The following is a 12494-nucleotide window of genomic DNA, read 5'->3' on the forward strand; positions in this document are numbered from 1 at the left end:
AGCCCCCCTTTGAAAATAGGTTAATCCGCGCTCAGCCCATAATGTTCGACGACCTCGGTATTGACCAGCTTGGCGTGTAGCGCCATCAGCACGATCTGGGCGTCGAAACTGTCTCCGGCATCGACCGCGGCCTCTATCCGACGCTCCACGTCCTGCCGCGGCTGCGCGCCATGAGAGCGCTCGAATGCCTCAGGCCCAGCAATACAATAGCTGAACAAACACGCCACTTGCGCATAAGCCTGCGGCGGCGGCTCGTCGGGCCAGTGATCCTTCATCAGGTTGACGATGGTGAGCTTTACGCCCTCCGGCACAAGGGCGGGATGCAAGTCGGCTCCGCGCAATGCGGCATCGAGCTGCCTGAGGTCGCTTGAACGGCCGAACATGCCGAGGAAACCGAGGGAAGAGCGTCGTTTGGCCATCATGGTCCAATCTGTTTCCCAGCAAATTGAGTGGCCTGGCAACGGAACGCAAATGCCGTGCAGGTGGTTTCTGCCCATGTCAGCTGGCTATTCGTGACAGGGACGCATTATCTGCGCCCCGGTTCGAACAGTTCCACCAGATTGCCGGATGGGTCCCGCAGCAATATCTGGCTGCCGCCCATGCCCTTGACGATTTCGTTCCTGAAAGCCTGGCCGGCAGTTTTCAGCTTGCGAACCACGCCTTCGAGATCCTCCACCTCGATCTGAATGCGGTTCCAGCCGCCGGGTTCGGGCACGCTGCCGTCGGGCATCGGCTGCGACGCCCCACCAGGACCGCCAGCGGCATTGAGCAGAAGCCGCAGGTTGCCCCTGGCAAGCATGGCGAACGATGGCGCCGGGTGCATGGCGACCGTGAAGCCGAGATGGTCGCGGTAGAAGGCGATCGCCTTGTCGACGTCATTGACGATATAGCGGACACTGACCGTTTCCATGGTCTCCTCCGTGTCGAAGCTACCCACTCGCCGCAAGCAATAAGACACCCGCCAGGGCCGATCCGGCAAGCGTCGGCAGCATGCCGATTTTCAGCTTGAGGATGGCGATCATGGTAGCGCAGGACAGCAGCGCGGCACGCCAGTCGATCGAGGACAGCACCGGCATCTCCATTCCGAGCCCCGTCGCGCGCACGTCGCGGAAGATGACGTGCAAGGCGAACCACAGGGCCAGATTCATGATGACGCCGACGACCGCCGCGGTGATCGCGCCCAATGCCGCCGACAATGCCTTGTTGCCGCGCAGCGCCTCGATGTAGGGCGCGCCGAGGAATATCCAGAAGAAGCACGGCGTGAAGGTAACCCACAGCGTAAGCAGCGCTCCAAGCGATCCGGCAAACAACGGATATGGCGATCCGGAATGGCGCAAGCCTGCAAGGAAGCCGACGAACTGCAGGACCAGGATGAGCGGTCCTGGCGTGGTTTCGGCAAGGCCCAGGCCATCGACCATTTCGCCTGGCGCAAGCCAGCCAAGAGAACCGACGGCCGCTTGCGCGACATAGGCCAGAACGGCATAGGCGCCGCCGAAAGTGACGACCGCCATGAGGCTGAAGAAGCCGCCGATCTGCGTCCAGACGCTGTTTGCCGACGTGAACGCCCAGATCAGCACAACCGGTCCAAGCCAGATCGGCAGCCAGATCGCGATGGTGCGCGGCGCGTGCCATCGCGTCGGCCTGGTGTGGGCCAGTTCGCCGCGCTCGAACATCAGATCGACCGCGCCCGTGGCGTCGGGAGCTTCGTCCTTGCCATGCGCGGCGCCAGAAAACAGGGCCGGCGCGATGCCGTTTCCGACCCATCCCACCAGTCCTGCAAACAGGACGAGGAGCGGAAAGGGGACGTTGAGCACGTAGATGCCGACAAAGGCGCAAAGCGCGATCGCCGCCATAACCCGGTTCTTCAAGGCGCGCCGGCCGATGCGGATCACGGCCTCGACCACGATCGCCAGCACCGCCGCCTTCACCCCGAAAAACAGCGAGTCGACCAGCGGCGCATCGCCATAGAGCGCATAGAGGATGCTCAAGGTCAGCATGACGACCGCCCCGGGCACGACGAAGAGGATGCCGGCGACAAGACCGCCGATCGTCTTGTGCAGCAGCCAGCCGATGTAGATGGCGAGTTGCTGGGCCTCGGGGCCAGGCAGCAGCATGCAGTAGTTCAGCGCATGCAGGAAACGCTGCTCGCCGATCCAGCGCTTTTCCTCGACCAATTCCCTGTGCATGAGCGCGATCTGCCCAGCCGGTCCGCCGAAACTGAGCAACCCGATCTTCGCCCAGAGTTTCGTGGCCTCGCGGAAGCTCGGGACCGCAGGCGCCTCGATGAGGTCAGCACTTTCCTCGGAAAGGAGGGAGCTCATGACGCCTTCGCCCCGGCCGGCCAATTGTGCGTTTCGTCGGTGGCATCGCGGCACCAGCGGAAGAACGCGTCGTAAAGCAGCATGCCGGCATCCAATTGTTGCAGGTCATCCCGAAACATGCGCGACAAGCCAAGCGAGGCGGCGAGAAATCCCGCCGCCTGCGGAACCAGGTCGAGGCTGGCCGTGTCGGCTGCGCGCACGATCACGGCGAGGCGGTCGAGCGCTTCGGATTCGAGCCCGAACTCCTCGAGCATCGTGTCGAAGGTGCAGCGCTCGCCGCGATGGCTCCAGAACGCATTGTCGATGTCGAAAGGCACGGCCTGAAAACGATCGGCGACATCGGGCACTTCCGCGGCGTCGACGAACAGGAAGACCGCTTGAGGATCGACGAAACGGCGGATCAGCCAGGGGCAGGCAATGCGATCGACTTTGGGCCGGGCCCGCGTCACCCAGACGGTGCGGCCCTTGTCGTCACGAGGCGGCATCCTGTCGGCACGGACCAGAAGGCCGTGGGCGTCCCGCCAGGCTTCGAAGCCGCCTTCGAGCGATTCGGCGGCAATCCCTTCATGACGCAACCATGCGGCGACGCCTTGCGAGAGCTTTTTTCCCTGCTGGCAGACGACCGCCACGCGGCCACCGGCGAAGTCGGCTGCCCAGGTCTGGACGGTTTTGAAATCGCGCCGGTACGACGCCGGCAGCAAACGTGGATCGGCGTTGTAGTCGTCCTCGGTACGGATATCGAGGATTGCAGGCGCGCCCGGCAAACCGACCATACGGATCAGTTGCGGCACGGTGACAGCGGTTGTTGACGGCATGGCGTCCACCTCCTGAAAGAGAAGCCTGGACGCGAACGTTGGGCTGACGCCTCACGGGGTCGTCGCGATGAACCCCTTGCAGCGATGGTGGATTTGTTGGGCAGGCTTGTCAAGGACGCAATGTCCCCGGCCTGTGGCAGGCCGCGAAACGGAAAGACGACCGGCGGCCGATCAGGCCGCCGATCGGCGATCGCTATCCGTCAATTATCGCTTGAAACGATCGATGATTGTCCGGGGAATAATCAGTGATTGTCCCGGGGCACGCCCTTCGTATGAGCGACGTCCTGGTATTTCACCGCCGGTTTCAGCACCATGCCGCCCGAGAACTGGTCGACCATACCGCGCTGGATTTCCTGCCATGGTGTCTGGTGCTCGGGATAATGGTAGCCGCCATTGTTCTGCAGCTCGGCGCGGCGGCGGGTGATCTCGTCATCGGTGACGAGAATGTTGGCCGTGCCCTTTTTCAGGTCGATGCGAACGCGGTCGCCTGTCTTGAGCAACGCAAGCCCCCCGCCGATGGCGGCTTCCGGCGAGGCGTTGAGGATGGAGGGCGAGCCTGACGTGCCGGACTGGCGGCCGTCGCCGATGCAGGCCAGCGCGTGGATGCCCTTCTTGATGAGATAGGCCGGCGGCTGCATGTTGACGACCTCGGCGCCGCCGGGATAGCCGACCGGACCGGCGCCGCGCATGAACAGGATGGTGTGCTCGTCGATCCCTTGCGCCGGGTCGTCGATGCGGGCGTGGTAATCCTCCGGACCGTCGAAGACCATGGCATTGCCCTCGAAGGCCTCGGGGTCCTTCGGGTTGGAGAGATAGCGCTCGCGGAATTCGGGCGAGATGCCGCTGGTCTTCATGATTGCCGAATCGAACAGATTGCCCTTGAGATTGATGAAGCCGGCATTGGCCTTCAGCGGCTCGGCGACAGTGCGGATGACCTCGCGGTTCTCGTTGACGGCATCGCGGCAATTGTCGCCCATTGTCTTGCCGTTGGCGGTCAGAGCATCCGGATGCGGCAGCAGCCCGGCTTTCATGAGCTCCGCCACCACGGCCGGCACGCCGCCCGCGTGATGGTAGTCCTCGCCCAGATATTCGCCCGTCGGCTGGAGATTGACGATGAGCGGCACGTCGAGGCCGATCTTCTGCCAGTCGTCATTGTCGAGCGGCACGCCGAGATGGCGGGCGATGGCGTTGAGATGGATCGGCGCGTTGGTGGAGCCGCCGATCGCCGAATTGACGACGATGGCGTTCTCGAACGCCTTGCGCGTCATGATGTCGGAGGGCTTCAAATCCTCGTGCACCATATCGACGATGCGTTTTCCCGTCTCGTAGGCGATCTGGCCGCGCTCGCGATAAGGAGCCGGAATCGCGGCCGAACCCGGCAGCTGCATGCCGAGCGCCTCGGCCAGCGAGTTCATGGTGGTGGCGGTGCCCATGGTGTTGCAGTAGCCGGTGGACGGCGCCGAGGAGGCGACGATGTCCATGAACTCGTCGTAGCCGATCTCGCCGGCCGACAGGCGCTGGCGCGATTCCCAGACGATGGTGCCCGAACCGGTGCGCTTGCCCTTGTGCCAGCCGTTAAGCATCGGACCGACCGACAGCGCTATGGCCGGAATGTTGACGGTCGCCGCCGCCATCAACAGCGCCGGCGTCGTCTTGTCGCAGCCGATGGTGAGCACGACGCCGTCAAGCGGATAGCCATAGAGCACTTCTACCAGGCTGAGATAGGCAAGGTTGCGGTCGAGAGCTGCGGTCGGGCGCTTGCCGGTCTCCTGGATCGGGTGGCACGGGAATTCGAAAGGAATGCCGCCCATCGAGACGATGCCTTCGCGCACGCGTTTGGCGAGCTCGATGTGGTGGCGATTGCAAGGCGACAGGTCGGAACCGGTCTGGGCGATGCCGATCAGCGGCTTGCCCGACATCAGTTCGGCGCGCGTCAGCCCGTAATTCAGGTAGCGCTCCAGATAAAGTGCCGTCATGCCCGGATTGTCGGGGTTGTCGAACCACTCCTGCGAGCGAAACTTTTTCTTTCCTGTGGGGGCGCCAGCCATCATGGTCTCCGTATTTGTATGACAAATCGATATGACAACGCGCGGGTGCAGGCAAGGGGCACGCGTGATCTGAATCCGGACTTTGGTGCGATAGACATCAATCGGGCCGCACGCTACCAACAATCCGACATTGGTCGTCCGGGAGGTTCTGATGGCTTTGGTGATCGAGGGCGAGGAGCGCATCGCCGCACCCCTCCAGAAAGTGTGGGAAGCGCTGAACGATCCGGCGGTGCTGAGAGAAAGCATCCCCGGCTGCCAGAGCCTGGAAATGAAGTCGCCGACCGAGATGGCGGCGACGGTGGTGCTGAAGATCGGCCCGATCAAGGCGACCTTCAACGGCGAGGTGACGCTGAGAAATCTCAATCCCCCGCATGCCTACACGATCCAGGGCGAAGGCAAGGGCGGCATCGCCGGCTTCGCCAAGGGCGGCGCCGACGTGACGCTGACCGAGGATGGGGCGGACGCGACGGTGCTCAAATACGCCGCCAAGGCCGAAGTCGGCGGCAAGATTGCCCAGCTCGGCAGCCGGCTGATCGAATCGACCTCGAAGAAACTGGCGGGACAGTTCTTTTCGAGCTTCGGCGAGAAGGTGGGTGCTGCTTAGGCTGGTCTATCCAGCGTTGGCGCCGCCTGGACGAAAATTACTCGAAGACGATGCTCGGCACGGCGTCCGCGGCCGCGCCGCGCTCTTCGTTGACCCTGTCCCAGACCTTCGAAGCGATATCGCGATAGATCTTCGCTTCGGCACTGTCAGGCTTCGATGCCACCACCGGCGCACCTTCATCCGAGCTTTCGCGGATGCCCATCTCCAGCGGCACCTCGCCAAGGAAGGTGACGCCGAGGCGCTCGGCCTCGCGGCGTGCGCCGCCATGGCCGAAGATGTCGTAGCGCTTGCCGGTGTCGGGGGCGAGGAAATAGCTCATGTTCTCGACGATGCCGAGCAGCGGCACGTCGACCTTCCTGAACATGTTGAGGCCCTTGCGAGCATCGATCAGGGCCAGATCCTGCGGCGTCGAGACGATGACCGCGCCGGCCAGCGGCACCTGCTGGGCCATGGTGAGCTGGGCGTCACCGGTGCCGGGGGGCATATCGACGACGAGCACGTCGAGCGGCCCCCATTCGACTTCGCGCAGCATCTGCGTCAGCGCCGACATCACCATCGGACCGCGCCAGATCATCGGCGTTTCCTCGTCGACGAGGAAGCCCATCGACATCACCTTGAGACCGTAATTCTGCATCGGTTTCAGGATCTTGCCGTCGACGGTCTGCGGCCGGCCGCGGATGTTGAGCAGCCTTGGCATGGACGGGCCATAGATGTCGGCATCGAGCACGCCCACCTTCAGCCCGTTGGCGGCGAGGCCGAGGGCCAGATTGACGGCCGTGGTTGACTTGCCGACACCGCCCTTGCCGGACGCAACCGCGATGATCGCCTCTATGCCGGGCACGCCGCGCTTGCCCTGGCTGTGCGAGGCAGGCGCATGGGGCGCCGGGCGCGGCGCGGCAACGGGCGGGGCGGGACGTGGCGCCGGGCGCGCCGCGACAGGCGCCTCCATGCCGCCGCCCTTCTTCTCCGCCGTCAAGGCGACGACGGCGCCAGCGACACCTGGAATAGCTTTCACGACACGCTCGGCCGCGGCGCGCAATGGCTCCATCTCCTGCGCCCTGGCGGCCGGAACGGTGATCGAGAAGAACACTTTCGAATCGGCGATGAAAATCTCGGAAACCATGCCGAGGTCGACGATGTTGCCGGTGAAATCGGGGCCATTGACCGTTTTCAGGCGCTCGATGACGGTTTCCTTGGTGACGGTTTCCTTGGTAACGGACATGGCTGTTGCTTCCCTGGCGTTCGGCTGCTGCTCACATAGTGCAGATCGCCGGCGGCTCCAAGCGCCAGGCCGCGACATCAGCCTGCCAGGCGAACCGCCAGATAGGTCAGTGCCGAAATCGCCGCCGTCGCCGGCAAGGTGACGACCCATGCGATGACGATGTTGCCGGCTATGCCCCAGCGCACCGCCGAGACACGGCGGGCGGCGCCGACGCCGATGATGGCGCCGGTGATGGTGTGCGTGGTCGAAACCGGAACACCGAGCCATGTCGCGGCGAAGAGGGTGATGGCGCCGCCGGTCTCGGCGCAGAATCCCTGCATCGGGTTGAGCCTGGTGATCTTCGAGCCCATCGTGTGGACGATGCGCCAACCGCCGAACAGCGTGCCCAGCGCCAATGCCGATTGGCAAGTCAGGACCACCCAGAGCGGCACGTAGAAATCCGTTCCGAGCATGCCTTGGGAATAGAGCAGCACGGCGATGATGCCCATGGTCTTTTGCGCATCGTTGCCGCCATGACCGAGCGAATAGAGGGAGGCGGAAAAGAACTGCATGACACGGAAGGTACTGTCGACGGCGAACGGCGTCTGGCGCACGAACAGCCAGGAAACCACCAGGATCAGGAGAAGCGCCAGGACAAAGCCCGTCGCCGGCGACAGGACGATGGCGGCGACCGTCTTGCCGAGCCCCGCCCAGACGATGGCACCCGTGCCGGCCTTTGCGACGCCTGCCCCCACCAATCCGCCGATCAGCGCATGCGAACTGCTCGACGGGATGCCGGCGATCCAGGTGACGATATTCCAGACGATGGCGCCGACCAGGGCGGCGAAGATCACCGCCGGGGTGACGATGCTTGCATCGATGATACCCTTGCCCACGGTTTCGGCGACATGAAGGCCAAAGAACATGAAGGCGATGAAATTGAAGAAGGCCGCCCAGAACACCGCGTAATGCGGTCTCAGCACCCGGGTCGAGACAATGGTGGCGATCGAGTTGGCGGCGTCGTGCAGGCCGTTGAGGAAATCGAAGAACAGCGCGACGGCGACGAGGCCGACCAGCAGGGGAAAGGCGATCGCGACTTCCATCGCCTAGACGTTCTCGATGACGATGCCGCTGATCTCGTTGGCGACGTCCTCGAAGCGGTCGACCACTTTCTCCAATTGGCCATAGATCTCCGAGCCGATCAGATAGGCCATCGCATCGCTGCGGCCGTGCCGCCTGAAGAGATCCTTCAGGCCCTGCTCATGCAGATCGTCGGCTCGGCCTTCGGCACGCATGACTTCCTCGGCGAGTTCGTTCAGGCGCGCACTGTTGGCGCCGACCTTGGCCAGCAGCGGGATCGCCTCCGCGACGAGCCTGGCGGCATCGACAATGACGGCGCCCATTTCCTGCATCAGCGGATCGAATTCCCTCTTCTCGAACAGCCGCACCGTCTTGACGGTCTTGTGCATCATGTCGATGGCGTCATCCATCGACTGGATCAGGTCCTTGATATCGCCGCGGTCGAAAGGCGTGATGAATGAGCGCCGCACGGCAAGCAGGACTTCGGCGGTGATATGGTCGGCTTCGTCCTCGAGATCGACGATCTTTTCGCACCAATGCTCGATGTCCTTGCCCAGGAGGAGCTGCTGCAGGGCCTCCGCGCCGCCGACCACCGTGCGGGAATGCCGCTCGAACAGGTCGAAGAAGCGATCTTCGCGCGGCAACAGCTTGCGGAACCAGCCCAGCATGTTCGTCCCTCCCGGCGCACCAGTTCCATCCACATAGCGCCGCATGCGCCCATGGGGAACAGTAAGCCGGCTGAAAGATGTGGATGCAGCCAATTGCAAGCACCGCTCGCGAACGGCAATTACCGGCCATCGCCGGCAAAGCGGGGCTCGTCAAGCGACGGGGGCGACCTATTTCCAAGGAGACGCCGGGGACGACAAGCAGCGAAGGAGAAACGATCATGCTTGCAAACAGCAACGCGACGGCCAACCTCGCGGTGAAAGACCTGGCGAAGGCAAAGGCTTTCTATGAGGGGACGCTCGGCCTGAAACAGGTGCATGACGAGGGTGGCGAACTGATCGTGTACAAAAGCGGCGACACCACGATCAACGTCTATCGCTCTCAGTTCGCCGGAACCAACAAGGCGACGGCGGTGACGTGGACGGTCGGCGATGAGATCGACACCGTCGTCAGCGGGCTGAAATCGAAGGGCGTTGCCTTCGAACACTACGAGATGCCCGGCCTGACACTGGAAGGCGACATCCATGTCGGTCACGGCATGAAGGTCGCCTGGTTCAAGGATCCGGACGGTAACATCCTCAATCTCGTCGACCGATAGGTTTCTGCGATCAAGCATCGGCTTGGGGCGATCGACATCGCAGTGGCCGGCAGCCCTCTGGCGCGGTGCGGCGGCGGCGGTTAGCTTCAGATATGATCGACAAGCTGGAATTTTTCATCGCGCTGGCCAAGGAAGAGCATTTCGGGCGGGCTGCCGAAGTGTGCGGCGTCACCCAGCCCACCTTGTCGGCCGGCATCAAGCAACTTGAGGGTCAGCTGGGCGTGATGCTGGTCCTGCGCGGCTCGCGCTTCCGGGGCCTGACCCCGGAGGGCAAGCAGGTGCTGGTGTGGGCGCGCCGCATCGTCGGCGATACCAGAACCATGCGCGAGGAGATGCGGGCGGCGCGGCACGGCTTGTCGGGACGTATCCGCATCGCCGCCATTCCCACCGCGCTCGCCATGGTGGCGCGGCTGACGACGCCATTCCGCGAAAAACACCCCGGCGTCACCTTCTCGGTACTGTCCCGGACCTCGATCGAAGTGCTGTCGCTGCTCGGCAATTTCGATATAGACGCCGGCATCACCTATCTCGACAACGAACCGCTCGGACGAGTGACCAGCGTACCACTCTACGATGAGCGCTATCAGCTGATCACCGCCATCGGAAACCCCTATTCCGACCGCGACAAGGTGACATGGGCCGAGATCAGCCACCTGCCGCTCTGCCTGCTGACCCCGGACATGCAGAACCGCCGCATCATCGACCAGCACCTGGCCGAGGCCGGTGTCGAGGTCCGGCCGACGCTGGAATCCAATTCGATGATCGTGCTGTTCTCGCATATCCGCACCGGCAAATGGTCCTCGATCATGCCGCTCAACCTCACGGAAACGTTCGGCTTTTCCGAACCTATCAGGGCTATCCCGATCGTCGAGCCGGACGCCAGCCACACGGTCGGGCTGGTGGCCGCGTTGCGCGAACCGCATACGCCGCTGGTTTCGGCGCTGCTGGACGAGGCGATGGCGCTTGCAGACGATTTCCGCGCCCACCGGTAGGTTAGGGAATGCAGGCGCTGGAGCTCGATAGAAAATTTCTATCGAGCGACGGATCAGCTTTATTGATTTCAGGGGTTTCTCCTGATTTTGTAAAGACTTAGCGATAAAGCCACCGACCAGGGAGGGCGCTGCGTGACGATGCAGCCTGCAAGTACCGAGATCGCATCGCGCACGGCCGCGATCATCCAGGAGCTGAAAGATCTCGAAGGTCCGCTGCTGCCGATCCTCCATAACATTCAGGAAGAGTTCGGCCATGTGCCGCAGGCAGCACTCCCGGTCATTGCCGACGGACTGAACCTTTCCAGAGCAGAGGTGCACGGCGTCGTCACCTTCTATCACGATTTCCGCGCCCGCCCGGCAGGCCGGCATGTGCTCAAGCTCTGCCAGGCCGAAGCTTGCCAGTCGATGGGTTCCGACGTGGTCGCCGCCAGGATCAAGCAATTGCTCGGCATTGATTTCCACGAGACGGCGAAAGACGGTTCGGTGACCCTGGAGCCGGTTTATTGCCTCGGGCTGTGCGCCTGCTCGCCCTCGGCGATGCTCGATGGCGAGGTGATCGGGCGGCTCGACAACGAGAAGATCGAAGAGATCGTCGCGGAGGTGCGCTCATGATCCCGCGCATCTACATTCCCGGCGATTCCGGCGCGCTGGCGCTCGGTGCCGAAAGGGTCGCCAAGGCTGTTCGTGCTGAACTCGCCGAGCGCGGCGTTGAGGCCAAGATCGTCCGCAATGGATCGCGCGGCGCCTATTTCCTAGAGCCTATGGTCGAGGTCGCCACAGCAAACGGCCGCGTCGCCTACGGGCCGGTGAAGCCTTCCGACGTCAAGAGCTTGTTCGACAGCGGCTTTCTCACCGGCGGCCATCACAAGCGCTGGCTGGGCGCGCCGGACAAGATCCCGTTCCTGGCCAAGCAGACCCGTCTGACCTTCGCGCGCTGCGGCATCAACGACCCGCTGTCACTCGACGCCTATAAGTCGCTTGGCGGGCTGAAGGGCCTGCAGAACGCGGTGGCCATGGCGCCGGCCGAGATCGTCAGCCAAGTTACGGAGTCCGGCCTGCGCGGCCGCGGCGGCGCCGGCTTCCCGACCGGCATCAAATGGAAGACGGTGCTCGATACGACATCCGAGCGCAAATACATCGTCTGCAACGCCGACGAGGGCGACAGCGCCACCTTCGCCGACCGCATGATCATGGAGGGCGATCCCTTCGTGCTGATCGAAGGCATGGCGATCGCCGGCATCGCCACCGGCGCGACCAAGGGCTTCGTCTACATCCGCTCGGAATATCCGCATGCGGTGGCGGTGATGAACAAGGCCGTCGAGGTCGCCCGCAAGGCCGGGGTGCTCGGCGTCAACGTGCTCGGTTCGCCCAACGCCTTCGACATGGAGATCCGCGTCGGCGCCGGCGCCTATGTCTGCGGCGAGGAGACCTCGCTTCTGAACAGTCTGGAAGGCAAACGCGGCGTGGTGCGCGCCAAGCCGCCGCTGCCGGCAATCCAGGGCCTTTTTGGCAAGCCGACGGTGATCAACAACGTCATCTCGCTGGCTTCGGTGCCTGTCATCATGGACAAGGGCGCCGCCTACTACAAGAATTTCGGCATGGGCCGCTCGCGCGGCACGATCCCGATCCAGATCGCCGGCAACGTCAAGCGTGGCGGCCTGTTCGAGGCGGCTTTCGGCATGACACTGGGCGAAATCGTCGACGATATCGGCGGCGGCACGGCCACCGGCCGGCCGGTGAAAGCGGTGCAGGTCGGCGGTCCACTCGGCGCGTATTTTCCGCGCGCTTTGTTCGACACGCCGTTCGATTACGAGGAATTCGCCAAGCGCGATGGACTGATCGGCCATGCCGGCATCACCGTATTCGACGACACCGCCGACATGCTGAAGCAGGCGCGCTTCGCCATGGAGTTCTGCGCCATCGAAAGCTGCGGCAAGTGCACGCCCTGCCGCATCGGCTCGACGCGCGGGGTGGAGACCATCGACAGGCTCGCCGCCGGCATCGAGCCGGAGAAGAACCTCGCCCTGGTTACCGATCTCTGCAACACGATGAAGTTCGGATCGCTCTGCGCGCTGGGCGGCTTCACGCCCTACCCGGTGATGAGCTCGATCACGCATTTCCCCGAGGATTTCAAGCCCGCGCCGGCGCGCGTGGCTGCTGAATAGGAGC

At 63.6% G+C, this 12494-nt stretch carries 13 protein-coding genes; 5 read left to right on the top strand and 8 right to left on the bottom strand.

All coding sequences use genetic code 11. The features are described 5' to 3' along the window. Positions 1 to 20 precede the first annotated feature (20 nt). From FJ443_RS11480 to FJ443_RS11500, 5 genes are all read right to left on the bottom strand, one after another. On the bottom strand, positions 21 to 419 hold the full coding sequence (locus FJ443_RS11480; protein WP_140497299.1) for a hypothetical protein: 399 nt from the start codon (positions 417 to 419) through the stop codon (positions 21 to 23). Positions 420 to 526: 107 nt separating this feature from the next. Next, positions 527 to 910 (bottom strand): VOC family protein, encoded by a 384-nt coding sequence (locus FJ443_RS11485; protein WP_140664079.1) that lies wholly within the window; start codon positions 908 to 910, stop codon positions 527 to 529. A gap of 19 nt (positions 911 to 929) precedes the next feature. Next, on the bottom strand, positions 930 to 2321 hold the full coding sequence (chrA, locus tag FJ443_RS11490) for a chromate efflux transporter (RefSeq protein WP_140497020.1): 1392 nt from the start codon (positions 2319 to 2321) through the stop codon (positions 930 to 932). After that, positions 2318 to 3136 (bottom strand): sulfurtransferase/chromate resistance protein, encoded by an 819-nt coding sequence (locus FJ443_RS11495; RefSeq protein WP_140497022.1) that lies wholly within the window; start codon positions 3134 to 3136, stop codon positions 2318 to 2320. The genes chrA and FJ443_RS11495 overlap by 4 nt, the downstream gene beginning before the upstream one ends. Before the next feature lie 242 nt (positions 3137 to 3378). Beyond that, entirely contained in the window at positions 3379 to 5184 is a 1806-nt protein-coding gene (locus FJ443_RS11500) for an IlvD/Edd family dehydratase (protein WP_140497024.1), read from the bottom strand. A 151-nt stretch (positions 5185 to 5335) separates the two neighbouring features. Here FJ443_RS11500 and FJ443_RS11505 point away from each other — a divergent pair, with 151 nt between their 5' ends. Further along, positions 5336 to 5788 carry a carbon monoxide dehydrogenase subunit G gene (locus tag FJ443_RS11505; RefSeq protein WP_140497026.1) on the top strand — a complete coding sequence of 151 codons (453 nt, stop codon included), beginning with the start codon at positions 5336 to 5338 and terminating at the stop codon, positions 5786 to 5788. Between the two features lie 37 nt (positions 5789 to 5825). On the opposite strand, the gene FJ443_RS11510 is transcribed toward FJ443_RS11505, so the two are convergent. The 3 genes from FJ443_RS11510 to FJ443_RS11520 form a co-directional block, all read right to left on the bottom strand. Then, on the bottom strand, positions 5826 to 7010 hold the full coding sequence (locus FJ443_RS11510) for an Mrp/NBP35 family ATP-binding protein (protein ID WP_140664082.1): 1185 nt from the start codon (positions 7008 to 7010) through the stop codon (positions 5826 to 5828). A gap of 77 nt (positions 7011 to 7087) precedes the next feature. Next, a complete protein-coding gene (locus tag FJ443_RS11515; protein ID WP_140497030.1) occupies positions 7088 to 8092 on the bottom strand; it encodes an inorganic phosphate transporter in 1005 nt (334 codons plus the stop codon). Positions 8093 to 8095: 3 nt separating this feature from the next. Beyond that, positions 8096 to 8737: a DUF47 domain-containing protein gene (locus tag FJ443_RS11520; protein ID WP_140497032.1), complete on the bottom strand. Its 642-nt coding sequence runs from the start codon at positions 8735 to 8737 to the stop codon at positions 8096 to 8098. A gap of 218 nt (positions 8738 to 8955) precedes the next feature. Here FJ443_RS11520 and FJ443_RS11525 point away from each other — a divergent pair, with 218 nt between their 5' ends. The 4 genes from FJ443_RS11525 (at position 8956) to FJ443_RS11540 (ending at position 12490) form a co-directional block, all read left to right on the top strand. Next, positions 8956 to 9333, top strand: a complete 378-nt coding sequence (locus tag FJ443_RS11525) for a VOC family protein (protein ID WP_140556809.1) — start codon at positions 8956 to 8958, stop codon at positions 9331 to 9333. Positions 9334 to 9425: 92 nt separating this feature from the next. After that, entirely contained in the window at positions 9426 to 10325 is a 900-nt protein-coding gene (locus FJ443_RS11530) for a LysR family transcriptional regulator (protein ID WP_140664085.1), read from the top strand. Positions 10326 to 10457: 132 nt separating this feature from the next. Beyond that, positions 10458 to 10937 carry a formate dehydrogenase subunit gamma gene (locus FJ443_RS11535; RefSeq protein ID WP_140664088.1) on the top strand — a complete coding sequence of 160 codons (480 nt, stop codon included), beginning with the start codon at positions 10458 to 10460 and terminating at the stop codon, positions 10935 to 10937. After that, a complete protein-coding gene (locus FJ443_RS11540; RefSeq protein ID WP_140523691.1) occupies positions 10934 to 12490 on the top strand; it encodes an NADH-quinone oxidoreductase subunit NuoF in 1557 nt (518 codons plus the stop codon). Before FJ443_RS11535 ends, FJ443_RS11540 begins: the two co-directional genes overlap by 4 nt. The last annotated feature ends 4 nt before the right edge of the window (positions 12491 to 12494 follow it).

The organism is Mesorhizobium sp. B2-6-1 (assembly GCF_006440475.1).
Lineage (GTDB): Bacteria > Pseudomonadota > Alphaproteobacteria > Rhizobiales > Rhizobiaceae > Mesorhizobium.

Excerpts from the sequence above, each read along its gene's own strand:
- FJ443_RS11480 (WP_140497299.1), bottom strand. The coding sequence starts at position 419 with ATGGCCAAACGACGCTCTTCCCTCGGTTTCCTCGGCATGTTCGGCCGT.
- FJ443_RS11525 (WP_140556809.1), top strand. The coding sequence starts at position 8,956 with ATGCTTGCAAACAGCAACGCGACGGCCAACCTCGCGGTGAAAGACCTG.
- FJ443_RS11485 (WP_140664079.1), bottom strand. The coding sequence starts at position 910 with ATGGAAACGGTCAGTGTCCGCTATATCGTCAATGACGTCGACAAGGCG.
- FJ443_RS11530 (WP_140664085.1), top strand. The coding sequence starts at position 9,426 with ATGATCGACAAGCTGGAATTTTTCATCGCGCTGGCCAAGGAAGAGCAT.
- chrA (WP_140497020.1), bottom strand. The coding sequence starts at position 2,321 with ATGAGCTCCCTCCTTTCCGAGGAAAGTGCTGACCTCATCGAGGCGCCT.
- FJ443_RS11505 (WP_140497026.1), top strand. The coding sequence starts at position 5,336 with ATGGCTTTGGTGATCGAGGGCGAGGAGCGCATCGCCGCACCCCTCCAG.
- FJ443_RS11495 (WP_140497022.1), bottom strand. The coding sequence starts at position 3,136 with ATGCCGTCAACAACCGCTGTCACCGTGCCGCAACTGATCCGTATGGTC.
- FJ443_RS11520 (WP_140497032.1), bottom strand. The coding sequence starts at position 8,737 with ATGCTGGGCTGGTTCCGCAAGCTGTTGCCGCGCGAAGATCGCTTCTTC.
- FJ443_RS11540 (WP_140523691.1), top strand. The coding sequence starts at position 10,934 with ATGATCCCGCGCATCTACATTCCCGGCGATTCCGGCGCGCTGGCGCTC.
- FJ443_RS11510 (WP_140664082.1), bottom strand. The coding sequence starts at position 7,010 with ATGTCCGTTACCAAGGAAACCGTCACCAAGGAAACCGTCATCGAGCGC.
- FJ443_RS11500 (WP_140497024.1), bottom strand. The coding sequence starts at position 5,184 with ATGGCTGGCGCCCCCACAGGAAAGAAAAAGTTTCGCTCGCAGGAGTGG.
- FJ443_RS11515 (WP_140497030.1), bottom strand. The coding sequence starts at position 8,092 with ATGGAAGTCGCGATCGCCTTTCCCCTGCTGGTCGGCCTCGTCGCCGTC.